The sequence below is a fragment of the Kribbella swartbergensis genome, from assembly GCF_054784135.1.
In genome coordinates, this window is the sequence record NZ_BAAGPM010000034.1 from 347,893 (window position 1) to 364,233 (window position 16,341).

At 68.9% G+C, this 16,341-nt stretch carries 21 protein-coding genes and 1 tRNA gene; 9 read left to right on the forward strand and 13 right to left on the reverse strand.

What is annotated here, in order from left to right:
* Positions 1-15: 15 nt before the first annotated feature.
* Genes ACYVOK_RS30825 through ACYVOK_RS30835 form a run of 3 tightly spaced genes read right to left on the reverse strand, consistent with a single transcriptional unit; the run spans position 16 to position 1,579 of the window.
* Positions 16-315, reverse strand: a complete 300-nt coding sequence (locus ACYVOK_RS30825; protein ID WP_460666091.1) for an AzlD domain-containing protein — start codon at positions 313-315, stop codon at positions 16-18.
* A complete protein-coding gene (locus ACYVOK_RS30830) occupies positions 312-1,028 on the reverse strand; it encodes an AzlC family ABC transporter permease (RefSeq protein ID WP_460666092.1) in 717 nt (238 codons plus the stop codon). Before ACYVOK_RS30830 ends, ACYVOK_RS30825 begins: the two co-directional genes overlap by 4 nt.
* Complete coding sequence (locus ACYVOK_RS30835; RefSeq protein ID WP_460666093.1) at positions 1,025-1,579, reverse strand: CGNR zinc finger domain-containing protein; 555 nt, start codon at positions 1,577-1,579, stop codon at positions 1,025-1,027. Before ACYVOK_RS30835 ends, ACYVOK_RS30830 begins: the two co-directional genes overlap by 4 nt.
* Before the next feature lie 155 nt (positions 1,580-1,734).
* On the opposite strand from ACYVOK_RS30835, the gene ACYVOK_RS30840 reads away from it, so the two are divergent.
* On the forward strand, positions 1,735-2,601 hold the full coding sequence (locus ACYVOK_RS30840; RefSeq protein WP_460666094.1) for an amidohydrolase family protein: 867 nt from the start codon (positions 1,735-1,737) through the stop codon (positions 2,599-2,601).
* Positions 2,602-2,744: 143 nt separating this feature from the next.
* On the forward strand, positions 2,745-4,556 hold the full coding sequence (locus ACYVOK_RS30845; RefSeq protein ID WP_460666095.1) for a glycoside hydrolase family 2 protein: 1,812 nt from the start codon (positions 2,745-2,747) through the stop codon (positions 4,554-4,556).
* Positions 4,557-4,559: 3 nt separating this feature from the next.
* Here ACYVOK_RS30845 and ACYVOK_RS30850 read toward each other — a convergent pair whose 3' ends face one another.
* Together ACYVOK_RS30850 and ACYVOK_RS30855 are read right to left on the reverse strand one after the other, a co-directional pair.
* Entirely contained in the window at positions 4,560-5,036 is a 477-nt protein-coding gene (locus ACYVOK_RS30850) for a pyridoxamine 5'-phosphate oxidase family protein (RefSeq protein ID WP_460666096.1), read from the reverse strand.
* A 76-nt stretch (positions 5,037-5,112) separates the two neighbouring features.
* Entirely contained in the window at positions 5,113-6,105 is a 993-nt protein-coding gene (locus ACYVOK_RS30855; protein ID WP_460666097.1) for a YeiH family protein, read from the reverse strand.
* Positions 6,106-6,238: 133 nt separating this feature from the next.
* Between ACYVOK_RS30855 and ACYVOK_RS30860 the strand changes: the two genes are divergently transcribed.
* From ACYVOK_RS30860 to ACYVOK_RS30880, 5 genes are all read left to right on the forward strand, one after another.
* Positions 6,239-7,051: a GntR family transcriptional regulator gene (locus tag ACYVOK_RS30860; protein ID WP_460666098.1), complete on the forward strand. Its 813-nt coding sequence runs from the start codon at positions 6,239-6,241 to the stop codon at positions 7,049-7,051.
* A gap of 63 nt (positions 7,052-7,114) precedes the next feature.
* The gene (locus ACYVOK_RS30865; protein WP_460666099.1) at positions 7,115-7,510 is read left to right on the forward strand and encodes a VOC family protein; all 396 of its coding nucleotides are present in this window, start codon (positions 7,115-7,117) and stop codon (positions 7,508-7,510) included.
* A 24-nt stretch (positions 7,511-7,534) separates the two neighbouring features.
* Positions 7,535-8,320, forward strand: a complete 786-nt coding sequence (locus ACYVOK_RS30870) for an arylamine N-acetyltransferase family protein (RefSeq protein WP_460666100.1) — start codon at positions 7,535-7,537, stop codon at positions 8,318-8,320.
* 52 nt (positions 8,321-8,372) lie between these two features.
* Positions 8,373-9,080 carry an ArsR/SmtB family transcription factor gene (locus tag ACYVOK_RS30875; protein ID WP_460666101.1) on the forward strand — a complete coding sequence of 236 codons (708 nt, stop codon included), beginning with the start codon at positions 8,373-8,375 and terminating at the stop codon, positions 9,078-9,080.
* 63 nt (positions 9,081-9,143) lie between these two features.
* A complete protein-coding gene (locus tag ACYVOK_RS30880) occupies positions 9,144-9,383 on the forward strand; it encodes a hypothetical protein (RefSeq protein ID WP_460666102.1) in 240 nt (79 codons plus the stop codon).
* Positions 9,384-9,783: 400 nt separating this feature from the next.
* Here the strand turns inward: ACYVOK_RS30880 and ACYVOK_RS30885 are convergent, their stop codons facing one another.
* The 4 genes from ACYVOK_RS30885 to ACYVOK_RS30900 form a co-directional block, all read right to left on the reverse strand.
* A complete protein-coding gene (locus tag ACYVOK_RS30885; protein WP_460666103.1) occupies positions 9,784-10,446 on the reverse strand; it encodes an anti-sigma factor family protein in 663 nt (220 codons plus the stop codon).
* Entirely contained in the window at positions 10,443-10,952 is a 510-nt protein-coding gene (locus tag ACYVOK_RS30890; protein WP_460666104.1) for a sigma-70 family RNA polymerase sigma factor, read from the reverse strand. The genes ACYVOK_RS30885 and ACYVOK_RS30890 overlap by 4 nt, the downstream gene beginning before the upstream one ends.
* Positions 10,953-10,995: 43 nt before the next feature.
* Complete coding sequence (locus ACYVOK_RS30895) at positions 10,996-11,919, reverse strand: hypothetical protein (protein WP_460666105.1); 924 nt, start codon at positions 11,917-11,919, stop codon at positions 10,996-10,998.
* A gap of 73 nt (positions 11,920-11,992) precedes the next feature.
* Entirely contained in the window at positions 11,993-12,418 is a 426-nt protein-coding gene (locus tag ACYVOK_RS30900; RefSeq protein ID WP_460666106.1) for a MarR family winged helix-turn-helix transcriptional regulator, read from the reverse strand.
* A gap of 52 nt (positions 12,419-12,470) precedes the next feature.
* Here ACYVOK_RS30900 and ACYVOK_RS30905 point away from each other — a divergent pair, with 52 nt between their 5' ends.
* On the forward strand, positions 12,471-13,064 hold the full coding sequence (locus ACYVOK_RS30905; protein ID WP_460666107.1) for a TIGR03086 family metal-binding protein: 594 nt from the start codon (positions 12,471-12,473) through the stop codon (positions 13,062-13,064).
* Here the strand turns inward: ACYVOK_RS30905 and ACYVOK_RS30910 are convergent.
* The 3 genes from ACYVOK_RS30910 to ACYVOK_RS30920 all read right to left on the reverse strand — a co-directional run bounded on the left by ACYVOK_RS30910 (position 13,061) and on the right by ACYVOK_RS30920 (position 15,560).
* A complete protein-coding gene (locus tag ACYVOK_RS30910) occupies positions 13,061-13,594 on the reverse strand; it encodes a G5 domain-containing protein (RefSeq protein WP_460666108.1) in 534 nt (177 codons plus the stop codon). The two genes, ACYVOK_RS30905 and ACYVOK_RS30910, sit on opposite strands and share 4 nt — an antisense overlap.
* A 242-nt stretch (positions 13,595-13,836) precedes the next feature.
* Positions 13,837-14,823, reverse strand: coding sequence for an ArsR/SmtB family transcription factor (locus ACYVOK_RS30915; RefSeq protein ID WP_460666109.1), 987 nt, complete (start codon positions 14,821-14,823; stop codon positions 13,837-13,839).
* 98 nt (positions 14,824-14,921) lie between these two features.
* A complete protein-coding gene (locus ACYVOK_RS30920; protein WP_460666110.1) occupies positions 14,922-15,560 on the reverse strand; it encodes a hypothetical protein in 639 nt (212 codons plus the stop codon).
* A 182-nt stretch (positions 15,561-15,742) separates the two neighbouring features.
* Between ACYVOK_RS30920 and ACYVOK_RS30925 the strand changes: the two genes are divergently transcribed.
* Positions 15,743-15,815: transfer RNA gene (locus tag ACYVOK_RS30925), tRNA-Lys, on the forward strand.
* Positions 15,816-15,925: 110 nt separating this feature from the next.
* Here ACYVOK_RS30925 and ACYVOK_RS30930 read toward each other — a convergent pair.
* Positions 15,926-16,168, reverse strand: coding sequence for a hypothetical protein (locus tag ACYVOK_RS30930; protein ID WP_460666111.1), 243 nt, complete (start codon positions 16,166-16,168; stop codon positions 15,926-15,928).
* Positions 16,169-16,341: the final 173 nt, after the last annotated feature.

Here is a 16,341-nt window from a genome sequence, read left to right on the forward strand (position 1 = left end):
CGGCCGATCCGGCGGTCAGCCGATCAGCAGCCGAATCCCGGCGGTGAGAACGATCCCCGCGGCGACCGCCAGCAGCAGCGGGACTCTGACGACGGAGAGGATCCCGGCGACACCGACGCCGGTGAGCTGTGTCCAGTCCAGTCGCTTGCCGCCGAGTTCGGTGACGATGAGGCCCGCGAGCAGGACGGGCGCGATCAGACCCACGACGCGAACCGCCGCCGGGGGCAACTTGCGTTCGCCCATCAGCAGCGGCCCGCCGGCCTTCATGAGCCAGTTGACGACCGTGACGGCCAAGGCCGCCAGCCACAACCTCATGCCTTCTCCTCTCCGGCCTCAGCACGTTCGAGATCGGGATCCGGCCCGTGTGCCGGAATCAGGCCGATCAGTGCGGCCGCGGTGGCACCGAGCAGCGCGTAGCCGGGATCGGTCACCAGCAACAGGCCGGCGGCCACGACGGCTCCCAGCAGCGATGCGGCGAGCGCCCGGCGAGAGCGCCGCACTTCGTCCAGCGCCAGCACCAGGAAGAACGCCGGAAACACGACATCCAGCCCGAGCCGGTGCATCAGATCAGCCGACGGTGCGGTCAGCGCGCCGACGGCGGTCCCGAGCACCCAGGTGACCCACTGCGGCAGGCTGGCGCCGATCAGGCGGGAGACGTCGTACCGGCCGTCGTTGCGATGAGCAAAGACGAACGAAGCGTCCACGAGCGCCTGCGCCTGCAGTGCCCGGCTCAGCCGGCTTCCGTGCAGGCTGTCGTTCAGCGCGACGCTCATCACGAGGTAGCGCCCGTTGATCAGCGCCGCCGACGCGACCGCGGCCGCGACGGTGCCGCCCGACAGGGCGGTCAGCAGGGTGAACTGCGCCGAACCGGAGAAGGCAAGGGCGGAGAACAGGACCGGCAGGCCGAGTCCCCAGCCCCGGGCTTCCGCCTCGGCGCCGAAGCTGAGGGCCAGGACGAAAGCCGCACCGGCCGGTCCGAGCCCGAGCCGGACTCCCTCGGCGAAGCCGGCCCGCTGGATCTCGATCATGGCGACACTCCGGCGCGACGACGCTGATAGTGCCTGCGAGCCCGGGCCCGGTTGCCGCAGTCCGCCGAACTGCACCACCGGCGCGACCCGTTCCTGGTCCGATCCAGGAACAGCCAGCCGCAATCGTCGTCATCGCACTGCCGCAGTCGGCTCAGGTCCTCGTCCTCGAACAGTCGCCAGACGGCCAGCCGCAGCCGGTCGACGACGGTGGTGGCGCGCCAGGTCAGCGGTCGCGCGCTGACCAGCCAGGCGTCCCGTACGGCGTCCTCGATCAGGTCCCGCAGTACGGCGAGATCGCGGGCGGCCGGTTCCGCGCCGACCGCGAGCGGATGCAACACCGCATAGGCGTCCTCGCGGCACCGCACCAACTGATCCCGCTGGGCGCGCGTGACTCGGGCCGGCGGCTCGAGACCGCCGGCTGTCAGCCACCTGCGCAGGTTGACCGGATCCGCGATCCGGTCGACCCGCCGCCGATCGTCCAGCCGCCAGGCCACGGTGTTGACCAGATCGAGCGCCAGATGACCGCCGACGAGCTCGGGTTGGTAGTTCACGGCATGCACCTCTCTAACACTCAAACAACATCTTGACTCGTTAGACAGCGGAGGCGCAACCGCAGTGGGCATTTAGGTCGTCTCTGACGGTCCAGCGCCGCCCCAATCCCACGCAGGAGGCTGGTGACCGCCGGACGCGACTTAGGCTGGTGCTCGTGCGCGACGAGGATGTGCCGGCGTGGTGGCAGCGGCTGGGGCTGGACGGGCTCGTGGATGTGCACGTGCACTTCCTGCCCGACCAGGTGATGAACGCGGTGTGGGCGTACTTCGACCAGGCGTCGGAGCACTACGGGACGGCCTGGCCGATCAACTACCGCACGTCCGTCGAGGAGCGTCTGAAGACCTTGGATGCGCTCGGCGTTCGAGCGTTCACGGCGTTGGTCTATCCGCACAAGCCCGGGATGGCGGCCTGGCTCAACGCATGGGCGCGGGACTTCGCCGAGGCGACCCCCGGCTGCGTGCCGAGTGGCACGTTCTATCCCGAGCCCGGCGCCTCGGACTACGTCCGTGAGGCGTTGGAGAAGGGCACGCGGATCTTCAAGGTCCACGTGCAGGTGGGCGACTACGACCCTCGCGACGACGAACTCGACGACGTCTGGGGTCAGCTCGCCGAGGCCGCCGTACCGGTGGTCGTCCACTGCGGCTCCGGCCCGATCCCCGGCCGGCACACCGGTCCGGGGCCGTTCGGCGAAGTACTCCGGAAGCACCCGCGCCTGACCGCGGTCATCGCGCACCTCGGCATGCCGGAGTACGCCGAGCACCTGGCGCTCACGTCATACCCGAACGTCCACCTGGACACGACGATGGCCCTGACTCCGTTCACCGAAGCGCTGATGCCGTTCCCGCGCTCCCTGACCTCACGCCTCGGCGACCTCCAGGACCGCATCGTCCTCGGCTCCGACTTCCCCAACATCCCCTACGACTACGCCACCCAACTCTCCGCCCTGGAGTCCCTGAACCTCGGCGACACCTGGCTACGCGCCGTCTGCCGGCACAACGGCGCCCACCTACTCAACCTCTGACCGCAGTTCGTCGGAAATGGGTGGGCGGATCCTGGTCGACCGGTGTTTCTCACACCCCAGAACGCCTGTTGCTGAGGCTATTCCAACGTTGTACTGTCGTGTCGACCGCCCGCTCTCCTCTCTCCGAATCACGGGAGTTCTCGATGACCCAACCCCGCCCTGAGCACCCGCGTCCGCAGTTCGTCCGGCCGGACTGGCTGAACCTGAACGGCGAGTGGCAGTTCGAGATCGACCGGTCCGACTCCGGTCTGGAGCGCGGGGTCCGGGACCGCGAGTTGCTGCAGCGGATCGTCGTACCGTTCGCACCCGAGTCCGAACTGTCCGGGATCGAGAACGTCGACTTCCTCGAGGCGGTCTGGTACCGGACGACCGTCACGATCCCGGCCGAGTGGTCGGGCAAGGACGCGGTGCTGCACTTCCAGGCCGTCGACCACGACGCGACGGTCTGGGTGAACGGCGTCGAGGTGGTCCGTCACCGCGGCGGCTTCACCCCGTTCAGCGCGAATCTGAAGAACGTCGCCGCGCCGGGCGAGGAGGCCGTGATCGTGGTCCGCGCCCGGGACAGCCGGTACGGCGTCCAGGCGCGGGGGAAGCAGACGACCACCTACTTCAACCACGGCTGCCACTACACCAGGACCACCGGCATCTGGCAGACGGTCTGGCTCGAGGCTGTGCCGAGCGTGCACCTCGACAGGCCGCGGATCACCCCGGACGTGGCCGGCTCCAGCTTCCACCTGGAGGTGCCGGTCTCGGCGAACAAGCCAGGCTGGAAGGTCCGCGCGGTCCTCAAGGACAGCGACGGTAACGTGGCGACCGCCGAGGTCCGGGCCGATCTCGACCTGGCGCCGCGGCTCACGCTGCAACTCCCGGCCGACCGGGTCCGGCTCTGGGACACCGCCGACCCGCACCTGTACGACGTACACCTCGAGCTGATCGATGCCGAAGGCAACGTTGTGGACGGCGCGGACAGCTACGCCGGGCTGCGGTCGGTGTCGATCAACGGCCAGGCGATCCTGATCAACGGCAAGCACGTGTTCCAGCGGCTGGTGCTGGACCAGGGATACTGGCCGGAGAGCCTGATGACGGCGCCGTCCGAGGCGGCGCTGGTCGCGGACATCGAGCTGAGCCTGGCCGCCGGGTTCAACGGCGCACGGCTGCACCAGAAGGTGTTCGAGGAGCGGTTCCTGTACCACGCGGACCGGCTGGGCTACTTGGTCTGGGGCGAGTTCGGCGACTGGGGCGGAAATGTTGCCGACGGCACCCAGGAGAACAACCAGCAGCCGACCGCGTCGTTCGTCACGCAGTGGCTGGAGGCGGTCGAGCGCGACTACAGCCACCCGAGCATCATCGGCTGGTGCCCGCTGAACGAGACGCACCAGTTCCTGCACGACCGGATCACCCAGCTGGACGACGTGACGCGGGCGATGTTCCTGGCCACCAAGGCCGCCGACACCACACGCCCGGTCCTGGACGCGTCCGGGTACTCGCACCGCGTGCCGGAGACCGACGTCTGGGACTCGCACAACTACGAGCAGGACCCGGCCGAGTTCGCGAAGCAGATGGCGGGTCTGGCGGACGGCAAGCCGTACGGGAACACCGGCGGGCCCGACCAGCGGCCGATCTCCCAGCCGTACGCCGGTCAGCCGTACTTCTGCAGTGAGTTCGGCGGCATCTGGTGGAACCCCGAAGCAGCCGCGCGGTCCCAAGGCAACAACACCAAGGAGTCATGGGGTTACGGCCAGCGAATCGCGGACGAGGAGGAGTTCTACGTCCGGTTCGCCGGCCTGGTCGACGTACTGCTCGACAACCCGCTGATGTTCGGATACTGCTACACGCAGCTCACCGACGTGTTCCAGGAAGAGAACGGCATCTACCGGTTCGACCGCAGCAACAAGCTCGACGTACCGCGGATCAAGGCCGTGCAGACCCGGCAGGCCGCCTACGAGAAGGACTGAAGTTCAGGGGACCTCGGTGACGGTCAGGGCGCTTGGGAAGCGGGTCTCGAAGTCGAGCACCGCGACCCAGGTCGGCCTGACCGCAACCCTCGCCATGGGTTCGCCGCGCAGTGTGGCCACCCATGCCTGCCCCTGCTCCGGCCCGAAGTACCGCGACGCGGCCGCGGCGTACTCCGGGCAGACGTCGTCAAGCATTTCGACCGACGCCAGACCGCGGACGAGCAGGGCGTGATAGGGCCACTTGGACTCGTCGTCGATCGTGACCGAGACCTCGGGCCGCTCCTGGAGCGCCTTCACCTTCGGGGCCTTCGGTGGTGTGCCGAACGTGATCGTTTCGCCGGTCCAGTGGAACCAGATCGGCACCACCCGGGGCGTCCCGTCCCGCCACGTGTACGCCAGTCGTGCCAGTTGCCGTGATCCGAGCAGCTCTTGTGCGACCGGGTCCTCGAGCAGCGCCACATCGCCTTGTGCAGTAGTCATTTGTGCCACCCCCAAGCACCACTCTCGACCTCGACATCGTGAACCGCAAGCGCCTGGGGTCGCCTTGATCGCGCGGTCACATACCGCCGGTCAGAGCCTGGAGACCCAGGCTGCCCAGTGCGACCAGGACCCAGAGGATCGCTCCGAGGAGGAGGGGCCTTGGTCCGGTGTCACGCAGCTCCCGAAGGCGTAGCGACAGCCCGATCGCGACCAGCGCGCACGTGATCAGGAACGTACCGATCAGGCTCAACCCAGGCAGCCAGCTCACTGGCACCAGACCGGCGCTCCGCAGGGCGGCCGCGGCCAGAAAACCGATCAGGAAAAGCGGGACGAGCTTCCGCCAGGGCAGGCGGGGCGCACGGTCCGCGGTGGGTGTCCGGGCGTCGCGGCGCGACTTGAGTACGACGAGCGCGATGACGATCGGGACCAGGGTCAGGGAACGGGTCAGCTTGACCACGAGCGCCTGGTCGCCGGCCTGCTGGCTGTAGGTGTAGCCGGCGGCGACAACGGACGACGTGTCGTTGATCGCCGTACCAGCCCACAACCCGAAGGCCTCGGGGCTGAGCCCCAGCAGATGCCCGAGCGGCGGGAACGTGAGTACGGCGACGACGTTGAAGGTGAAGATCGTCGCCAGCGCGTAGGCGACGGACGAGCGCTTGGGGTTGATCGCAGCCGCGGTCGCCGCGATCGCCGAGGCGCCGCAGATCGCCGTACCGACGCCGATCAAGGTCTGGGTGTCACCACGGACACCGAGCAGGCGGCCGAACACCCACGCTCCGCCCAGCGCGAGAGCCAGCGTCCCGAGCATCACCGGCAGCGATGAACTCCCGACGCGCGCGACCTGGTGCAGCGACAGACCGGTGCCCAGTACGACGATCGACAGCTGGAGCAACCCCTTGGACGCGAACGCATACCCGGGTCGGCAGCGTTCGGAGCGCAACCGAGGCACCAGCCATCCGGCGAGCACACCAAGCACGATCCCGAACACCGGGCCGCCGATCACCGGCACCAGCCGGCCGAGCGGTACGGCGGCAGCAGCCACAGTCAGTACGACGGCCAACCCGGGCAACCGCGAAACGACAGCGGCGGCACGGCGGGCGCGGCGAGGAAAGACAGCGGTCGGGGCGGTTGGCCTAACCTCGACCTGCACCATCAGACCGGTCCTCCCCTGACACAAAATGTACGCACATTTAAGTTAGGAGATGACCGGACATTTGGCAACCCGGGAGGCCGACCAGATGACCGAGCGCAGGCTCGACCGCTCCGGCGGTCAGCCGCTGTGGAAGCAGCTGCAGCAGGACCTGGTCCGGCGACTGCGGGCCGGGGAGTTCGACGAGGCCTTTCCCGGCGAGCTCGCGCTGGTCGAGGGTTACCAGGTCAGCCGGCACACGGTCCGGCAGGCGCTGGCCAAGCTCCGCGCGGACGGCCTGATCGTCGCCGAGCGCGGCCGACAGCCGCGGGTCGCGACCACCCCGGAGATCCGGCAGCCCATGGGAGCGCTGTACAGCCTCTTCTCCTCGGTCGAAGCCTCCGGGCTGACTCAGCACAGCGTCGTACGGGCGCTCGACATCCGGGCCGACGGGGTCATCGCGGCCCGGCTGGAGCTGGAGGAGTCCATCCCGCTGCTGTACCTCGAGCGCCTCCGCTTCGCGGGTGACGAACCACTCGCGCTCGACCGCGTCTGGCTGCCCGCCTCGCTCGCGGAATCGCTCCTGGACGCCGACTTCACCCACACCAGCCTCTACAACGAACTGGCCGCCCGCACCGGACTTCGGCTCGACCACGGCCGCGAAGACATCCGAGCCGTCGTACCCACGCCGGCCGAACGCGCGCTGCTCCGCTGCCCACCGGAGGCCGCCGCCTTCTCCATCAACCGTCAGGGCAGCTCGCAGAACCGCCCGGTCGAGTGGCGTCACACCCTGGTCCGCGGTGACCGTTTCGCACTGTCCGCCGAGTTCTCCGCCAACACGGGCTACCGCCTGACGACCGGAGCGGTATCCCACGCCGACGCCTGACTTCGCCGACTCCGATCGTTGGCACCTCGGCGTGGTGGTGCGCTGGCTCTGATACTGGGACGCATGACAGTCAAGGAACTGCGGTTGGTCGTGACAGCGGACGACTACGAGGAGGCGGTGGCGTTCTACCGGGACGTGCTCGGCCTGCCCGAGCGGGCGTCGTACTCGTCGGAGAACGGGCGGGTGGTGATCCTCGAGATCGAGCGGGCGACCCTGGAGATCGCGGATCCCGGTCAGGCCGAGTTCATCGACGAGGTGGAGGTCGGCCGGCGGGTCGCCGGGAAGTACCGGGTCGCGCTCGAAGTGGACGACTCGAACGCCACCACCCGGAAACTGGCCGACGCCGGCGCCACCGTGATCGCCGAGCCGACCCGGACCCCGTGGAACTCGCTGAACGCCCGGCTGGAGACGCCGGGTGGCATCCAGCTCACCCTGTTCACCGAACTTGACCTCAAGTGAACTAGAAGTGTTGAGGTAGGCGTCATGTGGGACATCGAAGAACTGGACCTGGACGCCTACCTCGACCGGATCAAGCACCCGCGGGTGACACCGTCCGCGGACAGCCTGCGCAGTCTGCACCGGGCACACGTACTGGCGATCCCGTTCGAGAACATCGACGTGATCCTCGGCACACACCCCGGGATCGGGCTGAGCGCGATCCAGGCGAAGCTGGTACGGCGGCAACGCGGCGGCTACTGCTACGAGCACACCCTGCTCTTCGGCGCCGCACTGGAGCAACTCGGGTTCGAGGTGGAACGCCGGGTGGCCCGCGTGCAACCGCACAAGTCGGGGCCGCGGACGCATGCTCTGCTCAAGGTCGGTGTGGACGGGCAGGAGTTCCTGGCCGATGTCGGGTTCGGCGCCGGCCAGCTCTACCCGACTCCGCTCAAGGACGGCGTGATCGTCGACCAGGCCGGCTGGGACCACCGTCTCACCGCCGAGGGTGACCTGTGGACGCTGTCGAAGAAGACCGCGGACGGCTGGGAGCCGCAGCACGCGTCGAACGACGAGCCGGTGCGGCCGATCGACTACGAGGTGTACCACCACTACGTCTCGACGCACCCGAACTCGCCGTTCACCGGCCGGCCGGTGGTGATGCGGGTCGCCGACGGCGTCGTACGTCGCCTGATCGGGAACGAGCTCACCACCGAGTACGCCGACGGCCGCACCACGCAGCGCGCCGTACCGGCCGACGAACTCCCGGCCGTCCTCGCGACGCTGGACGTCGTACTCAGCGACGAAGAGGTCGGCCGGCTCCGGCTCGTCTAGGTCCCCGTCGTTTCGGCGCGGGCCGAACTGTGCCGACGGCATGATGGAAGACGTGAGCACGCAGACGGAGGGGCAGGAACTGGCCGCGTGGGCCAGGATGCTGGCCGACACCACCCGGGCGACGGTGTGCCTCGCGCTGCTCGACGGACGGGCATGGACGGCGACCGAGCTGGCCCGGGTGGCGAAGGTGTCCCGGCCGACGATCAGCGAACATCTCAACCTGCTGGTCGACGGCGGGTTGCTGACGGAGGTCCGGCAGGGGCGGCACCGGTACCTGAAACTCGCGGGTCCGGACACGGCCGAGTTGATCGAAGGGCTCGCGGCGCTCGCACCCCGTCGTACCGAAGTACTGAACAGCTTGTCGGCAGTGAGCAGGCGGGACGCGTTCGCGCGCGCTCGGACCTGTTACGACCACCTCGCGGGCAAGCTGGGGGTGGCACTGGCGGACGCGATGACCGAGCGCGGCCTGATCGACTGGTCGGACGGTGTCGCGCTGACAGCGAAAGGTACGGCGTGGCTGGACGATCTCGGCATCGTGGTCGAGCGTCGCCGCGGCCGACCCTCGCTGCGGTCCTGCCTGGACGTAACCGAACGCAGGCCGCACCTGGCCGGCGCGGTCGGCGCGGCCTTGTGCGCACATGCACTGCGGCGAGGCTGGGTGAGCCACATCCCCGGAGGACGCGCGTTGAAGGTGACCGGCTCGGTGCGGGAGTTCGGGCTGGCCGGCGGCGTTGTCCGGGAACTTCTGCCCAGAGTCTGAGAAGACCGTGCGGAAACACGCCTCGAGGAGGCGCGTAACGCCGAAACGACTTAGCCTTCGGCCATGACTGAGTTCGAGCCCGGCACCGAACTGGTGTCCCGCCTCCCTCTGCCCAGCCATGTGGTCGTCCTGGTGGACGGTCAGTGGCGTCCCGGCTGGCTGATCGGCCGTGAGCACGAGGAGACGGGATGGACCGGCCTGGTGCAGTACGAGGGCGACGACGGCACCGAGCGGACGGAACGCCTGCCGGCGGACCGGATCGCGTCGCCGGAGTCGCACCGACCGACCGAACAAGCGTCATAGCGAATGCCTCGTGACGAGGCGCAGAGGGAGGATTCAACGCGAAGGCCCCCGGCGGAATGCCGGGGGCCTTCGTGCGTAACGCCCGGCCGGGGCGCCTCGCGGCGGACGAGAACCCCGTCCCAGGCCCTTCGGGCGGTTGACCTGGGACGGGATCCTCAGTGGCGTTACACACGGTGTATCGCCGGTGACGGCGCGAGCGTTACACGATCGGAGGAAAAAAATTCCGGCGCGCTGGTCGCGGGCGTTGACGCCGGAGTCAGAGAGCGACCCCGGTGCACGTCCCTGAACACCGGGGTCTCGAGAAGAAGCCTCTCGAGCGACCACTCCTCTTGACTTCTCAGGTGCCCCACCGGCAACCGGCCATTCGTGCCGAACGCGACCACGTTGGCGCGGTCCGTGGTCAGAAGTGGACCGCGAGCAGGATCCGGCCGGTCTCCGAGCTGCGGATGTCCAGCGCCCGGATCTCGTGGCGCTGCAGCTTCGTGGTCGCGGCCGGCTTGACCGTCGTACCCGGTGCCGCCGTCCAGCTCGCGATCAGCTGGGACTTCCCGGAGGTGTCGGTGACGTACAGCTCGTAGCCCCGGGCGCGTTCGCTCGGCGTGGCCAGTTCGTCGTACCGGCAGCTGATCTCGATCGTCGTACCCCAGCGCTCCGGCACCAGCCGGGCGTCCGCGGACAGCTTGCTGGCAACGGTCTGCGCCAGGACGACATAGTCGCCCTCAGGCTCCTCGCGGCTGAGCGGGATCGCGACCACCGCCCCGATCACAGCCGCCGCGGCGGCGATCCCGGCCATTGCCATGCCGAGCCGGACACGCCGCTTCCGGACGTCCTGCTGGACCGCGCGGACCAGACCGGGCAACAGGTTCGGCGGGGCGTCGGGGATGGTCGCGAGGGCGCGGTCGCCGGGCAGCGCCGCGAGGACCCCCGGTACGCCGGCCAGCGACGCCACCTCGGCCGAGCACTCGTCACAGGTGCGCAGGTGTTCCTCGTAGGCGTGCCGGTCCTTCGCCGGCAACGCCCCGAGCAGGTAGGCCGCGTCCCATTCCTTGTACGGGTCGCTCACTGGCTCGTCACCCCCCTCTCCTGCAACGCGAGCTTCAAGGCCCGCAACCCGTAGTGCAGCCGCGACTTCACGGTGCCCGACGGTATGTCCAGCTCCTCCGCGATATCGGTGACCGTACGACGCCCGTAGTACGCACGAACGATCACCTGCCGATGTTCCTCGGACAACTGGGCCAGCGACTCCGCCACCAGCCATGCGTCGAGTACGCCGTTCGCGTGGTCGGCACTCGGGTTCTCCGGCAGGTCGTCGCTGGCGACTTCGCGACTGACCCGGGCGCTGCGCCGGTCGTCGATGACCAGATTGCGTGCCACGGTGAACAGCCAGGCCCGGGCTCCCGCCGCGTCCTCGGTCAGGATCTGCGGCCGGCGCCAGGCCCGTAGCAACGTCTCCTGGACGACATCCTCGGCCAGCCGGTCGTCGCCGGTCAGCCGGACCACGAACCGCCACAGCGCGGGCGCGTGCACGTCGTGCAACTCGCGCAGCAGCGCCGCCCGGTCATCGGCCATCGGCGCTCCTGGTCTGTCGTGCATCGTGCGGCCCCGGCCGGGATCACTCCGCTGCTGCTGCCGCCTTCTCGCCACCATTCTGCACAGGAAGCGAAGCCTCCACCTCGCGAACCGTGGATTCGGTCGTGGCGCCCCGGGTGCGCAGGTAGTACCCGTAGCTGGCGACGGCGAGGCCGGCGCCCCAGAGGACGTAGGCCGGCACAGCGACCCAGAAGAAGGCGGCGGGCAGGTCGATGCCGTCGTACGCGGGCTCGCCCTGGACGGCGGCCGCAATCATCTGGAGGAGACTGACGCCGAAGTACGCCGTGATGCCCGCACCGAGGCTGCCGCCGGGAAGGAGCAGCATCCAGCGCGGGAAGATCCGGCCGAGACGGTGGACGAGCAGCAGCGGCAGGACGATCCCGGCCAGCAGGAAGCCGCCCTCGAACAGGATCATCGAGAGGCCGGCGTCGTACGGCGTCTTGCCGAAGCCGACGACCGCTTGGGCGCCCAGCCGGATGAGACATCCGGCCACGGCGGTCCACGCGCCGATCACAGCCCAGGTGGGGGTTTCGGTCACTGATCGGCCGGGGCCGAGCCTGCGCTGGTGCGTCAGGGCAGTTCGGGCGAGGAGGGCGGCGCCGGTGAGCGCGGCGAACCTGCTCAGCATGCCCGCCAGGTCGAACGGGATTCCCAGGCCGGGCAGCACGCCTCCGACAACGTCGAGCAGCGCGAGTGCGGACGCAGCGACCCAGCCGGCGGCGAGCAGCCACACCGACCTGATGAGGAGGCGCGAACTCGGCCGCCTGGCAAGAGCAAGCACTGCTGCAGCGCTGACTGCGCAACCGAACACCGCAACCCAGTCAGGCACCAGGAGATCGTCGCCCGGAAGCTTCCACTCCGGCCCGTTGCCCAGGGCAAACCACAGGCGCACGACTCCGTACGCCGCTGCCCATGCCAGAACTGCTGCCGTCTGCCGGATCACCATGCAGCGAGTCTCGTTGTTCCGGCGACGTCGCGGATCACTCTCGCGAGGGAGCGGCCTCCATCCGGCGGTGGACTCAGCGGGCGTCGTACAGGGTGCGGATGGCCCGGAGGAAGGCGTCACGGTCGGCGGGCGGGAGGGTCGCGAGGATGCGGTCCTCTTCCGCCCGGATCGCCTTGCGCACGGAACGCCGTACCCGGCGGCCCTTGAGCGTGATCGACAACAGCCGGACCCGGCGGTCGCTCGGGTCGGGGGTGCGCTCGATCAGGCCGGCGTCCTGCAGTTCGTCGAGGGTGCCGATGATGCGGGACTTGTCGGCGCCGATCGCCTCCGCGAGGGCCGCCTGGGTACGCACCGGGGTGTCGTCGAGCGCGGTGAGCACCGCGTAGCCCCACATCGAGACGTCGTGCGCCTCGATCACGGGCAACTCCGCCGCGATCAGGGCCCGCAGCAACGGATGCAGCATCGCGGCGAGATCGGGGCGCTCGTCGTCCGGACTCACGTCGGGAAAGATAACACTGGCGCAATCATAAGCTCGTGCATATGATATGCACATGTCTACTGTTGATTACGTTTCCCTCGACGCGCAAGCGGTTCGGGCCAGCATCGACCTCGCCTCGCGTGTCACCGCCGACGACCTCGGCAAGCCGACGCCATGCCGCGCCTGGACCCTCTACGGCCTGCTCGCCCACATGGCGACCCAGCACTACGGCTTCGCCGCCGCCTCCCGTGGTGACGGCGACGAATCCGTGTGGAAGCTCCGCGACCTGGGCGACGATCCGGTCAAGGCCTACATCGACTCCGCCGAGCACGTCCTGGCCGCGTTCGCCGAGCCCGGCGTACCGGACCGTCTCTTCCCGCTCCCGGAGTTCGGCACCGACCAGCCGTTTCCCGGCCACCAGACGATCAGCTTCCACTTCATCGACTACGTCGTCCATTCCTGGGACGTCGCCAAATCCCTCGGCACCACGGTCACCTTCAGCCCCGAGGTCCTCGACGCCGCCCAGACCGTGGCCCAGCTCGTCCCCACCGGCGACCTCCGCCTGACCCCCGGCTCCCCCTTCGGCCCCGACGTCGCCTGGTCGGGCTCCGACCCCCTCGACCAGATCGTCGCTCACCTGGGCCGCAAGCCCAGCTGGCCGAACTAGTCCTCACAGCCGAGGCCGTCGTTGTCGCGGTCCAGGTCGTAGATGTCGTCGCCGACGACTGTGACCGGACCGCGCACGTACTCCGGCCCGTTGCCACTGCCGCCTGAACAGTCGACGTCACTGGCGACCGGGACACAGCCTCCGCTGTAGTTCGGGTCGCACGCCGACTCTTGCTCCTCGATCTTGGTGCCGACCGTCGTCACCTGGGTACGCGGCTGCTTCGCCACCTCTTGCCTGACGAGGTCCTTGGCCGTCTGTACGCCGTTGACGAGGGTGACCTCATAGGTCAGCCGCCGAGTCCCGTTGACACCTTTGGTCGTGACGACCTTCTCGCCCTTGGGTAACGACGAGTCAGTCACCGTCCGCTTCTTGAACGGGATCACTTGAAGCTCGACGACGGTCTTCTTCACCGTCGTCAGCTTCGGCGCCGTCGTTTGCTTCGGCGCCGTCGTTTGCTTCGGCGCCTCTGCGGTCGGTTTTTGCGCCGGCGCCTGCGTCGCGGTTGCCGTCGCCTTGGGCGCGGGCGTCACCACCACCTGGCTACTCGCAACCGCACCCGGGTCCGCGCTTCCCGCCGTACCCTCGGTCCCACATCCACCAGCAGCAAGGACAACCCCGACCACCAGCGCACCACACAACAACCGCACAATTCCCCCCAACCCACCGCAGTTCCCCCCGCGGCAGGATCGTCCCCAGCCGGCCACCCCGGATGGATTCCCGATCCATACCACCTGCTCGATAGGCCGGTCGAGAGTTCAGCGCCGACCGACCGTCAGACGGGAGTGCCGGTGAGCAGGTGACTGCCTATCGGGCTGATGGTGTGGCGGACGGCGGGGCCCACTCGGTGCGTGGTGACGAGGCCGGTGCGTTGGAGGACCCGCGCGTGTTCGCTGGCGGAGGCGAGGGAGATGCCGGCCCGGGCGGCGAGTTCGCTCGTCGAGCACGCGCCGGCCGAGATGGTTCGGAGTACGGCGGCCCGCGTACGGCCGAGCAGATCGGCGACGGCGCGGTCCGGGTCAGGGTGGTGCTCGGCGGGCTCGGACCAGCCCGGGTCGTGGTTCACCGGGTAGACCAGGACCGGCGGCAGGTCCGAGTCGGCGGGCATGATCGGATGCCGCCAGCAGAAGAACGACGGAACCAGTCGCAGACCGCGGCCGCGCAGTTCCAGATCCCGGTCGATGTGCTGCATGTCGACGTACAGCATCGGCGGCCGCCACTGCATCGCCGGATGCAACGTGGCCGCAAGCGTCTCGAACCCGCCGGTCGTCACCGCCTCGCTGTGCAACTTCACGTCACGGGCGATCGTCGTCGCCATCGACGGCAGTTGCGGCGCGATCTTCGTCCGGTGGAAGTGCCTGAGCCCGTGACAGACCTTCTTCAGTACGGCGGGATCGCCGGCCGCGAGCCGTCGAGTCCACCGCGGCAACCGCACCTCGTCGGACAACCGGCGAAGCTCACTCTCCAACCGGGTCGGCGGTGTCGCCGCCACCGCGGCCAGCCCGGCCTCGAGCCCGTCGACCGCTTCAGCGGGCGTCAAGAAGTCCGGCGAATACCCCACCGGTGGTGCCAGGACGAGCAGTTCACGTTCGAGAGCGGTCAACCGGGCCCGGGACCGCTGCCGCCAGGCCCCGAACACGGCCGGTTCGTCGTCCGTCTGCAGCATGTGCATGCCCAGCAGCACTTCCCACAACGGATCCGGCTCGCGCGCGATCGTCGTACGCGCAAGGTCGGCACACCCGAAATGGATCCGGAAACCCATCGCCATCCTCCCCCGAGGAAGCGGGCACGCCAGTGAACACACCCCCAGCGTGACCACATTGACCTATGTGCTGCACCCAGCGTAACCGGGGCAGGGGGTCACACCTCGGTCCCGGCTCCCACCAGGGCGGCGGCGGCGAGACCGGCGACGACGCCGGCCACACCCAGCACGATCAGCGGCCCGGCGGTCACCCGCGGGTCCGGCACCGGCTTGCCGAAGATCGCGAACAGCCGCTCCTCGGCCGGCCGCACCTCCGCCAGCAGAACCGTCGACGGATGCGACACGTGCTCCTCGACCGCGGCCCGAGCGGCCACGACCGCGCCCCGCAGTACGCCGGCGATCACGGCACCCGAAGCCCCGGTCAGTACGGCGATCAGCGCCGCGGTCGTCTGCGCCATCGCCGCATCGGACAACAGCGTGTTCTTCAACGCCGTCAACGACCACAGGCCGAAGAATCCGAACCCCGCCGAGGCGAACCCCACGGCGAGGAACACCTTCGCCAGCGGATTCTGCATCCGCACCGCCACCGCGAAAGCCCTCGCGTCCCTGGCCAGATCCCCCGCGTCCCGGGCCAGTCCTTCGTACGCCGCCAACGCATCGGCCCGCGCTCTCAGCTTCACCGCGATCACGATCCGGTCGGCAAGATCCAAGGTGCTCGCCTGGTCCATGATCTCTTTCCAGGCGTTGACCACTTCGTCGTGCGACGGCGCGATCACCGCCCGCTCCACGACCCCCATACCAGCCCCCTCACGCCGAACGGCTCCCCAACACGTTCGTCTCCCCCTGGCACGAGAGTACGCCGCCCCTCCCCCCACGAACAGTCACCGCCGGTCAACCCCCGACCGCACCCCGCCACCCCACCCCGCGAACAAACCCCTCGACAAACCTGACACACTATTCCCCACACCCCTCGGTGCGAGGGCCTCTAGCTCAACTGGCAGAGCAGCGGACTTTTAATCCGCGGGTTGTGGGTTCGAGTCCCACGGGGCCTACGAGCTCAGAAAGTGGCCTCTGACCTGCAAACAGGTCAGAGGCCGTTTCGTTCAGATGGCACTGAGGCCCGCGAACTCGCGTCATGACACGGTTCGTGACGCAAACGGGCCTAGATCTGCTTCATGGCAAAGGCGAACGGTCGCAGGAAGCGCGAGCGTGGCGGCTCGACGTGCTGCCCAGCGGCGCGATCAGGGTGCGCGTGTATGCCGGGATCGACCCGGTCTCGAAGCGCCGCCACGACCTGAGCGAGGTCATCCCGGCCGGCCCGGACGCTGAGAAACTTGCCGAGGAGATGCGAATCCGGCTGCTCAACCAGGGTGTACGAGCGCCGCAACCCGCGCACGACGGCCACGGTCAACCAACTGCTCGACAAGTACCTGGAGTTCAACACCCTCGACGTCTACAAGGGCTACGCCGACAAGCACCTCGCCGTCTCCTCGGCGACGTCAAGGTCGGCTCCCTCGACGCCGGCATCATGGACTCGGTGTACGCCGACCTCCGACGCTGCCACGACCATTGCAAGAA

Excerpts from the sequence above, each read along its gene's own strand:
- ACYVOK_RS30825 (WP_460666091.1), bottom strand. The coding sequence starts at position 315 with ATGAGGTTGTGGCTGGCGGCCTTGGCCGTCACGGTCGTCAACTGGCTC.
- ACYVOK_RS30830 (WP_460666092.1), bottom strand. The coding sequence starts at position 1,028 with ATGATCGAGATCCAGCGGGCCGGCTTCGCCGAGGGAGTCCGGCTCGGG.
- ACYVOK_RS30845 (WP_460666095.1), top strand. The coding sequence starts at position 2,745 with ATGACCCAACCCCGCCCTGAGCACCCGCGTCCGCAGTTCGTCCGGCCG.
- ACYVOK_RS30850 (WP_460666096.1), bottom strand. The coding sequence starts at position 5,036 with ATGACTACTGCACAAGGCGATGTGGCGCTGCTCGAGGACCCGGTCGCA.
- ACYVOK_RS30860 (WP_460666098.1), top strand. The coding sequence starts at position 6,239 with ATGACCGGACATTTGGCAACCCGGGAGGCCGACCAGATGACCGAGCGC.
- ACYVOK_RS30865 (WP_460666099.1), top strand. The coding sequence starts at position 7,115 with ATGACAGTCAAGGAACTGCGGTTGGTCGTGACAGCGGACGACTACGAG.
- ACYVOK_RS30870 (WP_460666100.1), top strand. The coding sequence starts at position 7,535 with ATGTGGGACATCGAAGAACTGGACCTGGACGCCTACCTCGACCGGATC.
- ACYVOK_RS30880 (WP_460666102.1), top strand. The coding sequence starts at position 9,144 with ATGACTGAGTTCGAGCCCGGCACCGAACTGGTGTCCCGCCTCCCTCTG.
- ACYVOK_RS30890 (WP_460666104.1), bottom strand. The coding sequence starts at position 10,952 with ATGGCCGATGACCGGGCGGCGCTGCTGCGCGAGTTGCACGACGTGCAC.
- ACYVOK_RS30895 (WP_460666105.1), bottom strand. The coding sequence starts at position 11,919 with ATGGTGATCCGGCAGACGGCAGCAGTTCTGGCATGGGCAGCGGCGTAC.
- ACYVOK_RS30905 (WP_460666107.1), top strand. The coding sequence starts at position 12,471 with ATGTCTACTGTTGATTACGTTTCCCTCGACGCGCAAGCGGTTCGGGCC.
- ACYVOK_RS30915 (WP_460666109.1), bottom strand. The coding sequence starts at position 14,823 with ATGGGTTTCCGGATCCATTTCGGGTGTGCCGACCTTGCGCGTACGACG.
- ACYVOK_RS30920 (WP_460666110.1), bottom strand. The coding sequence starts at position 15,560 with ATGGGGGTCGTGGAGCGGGCGGTGATCGCGCCGTCGCACGACGAAGTG.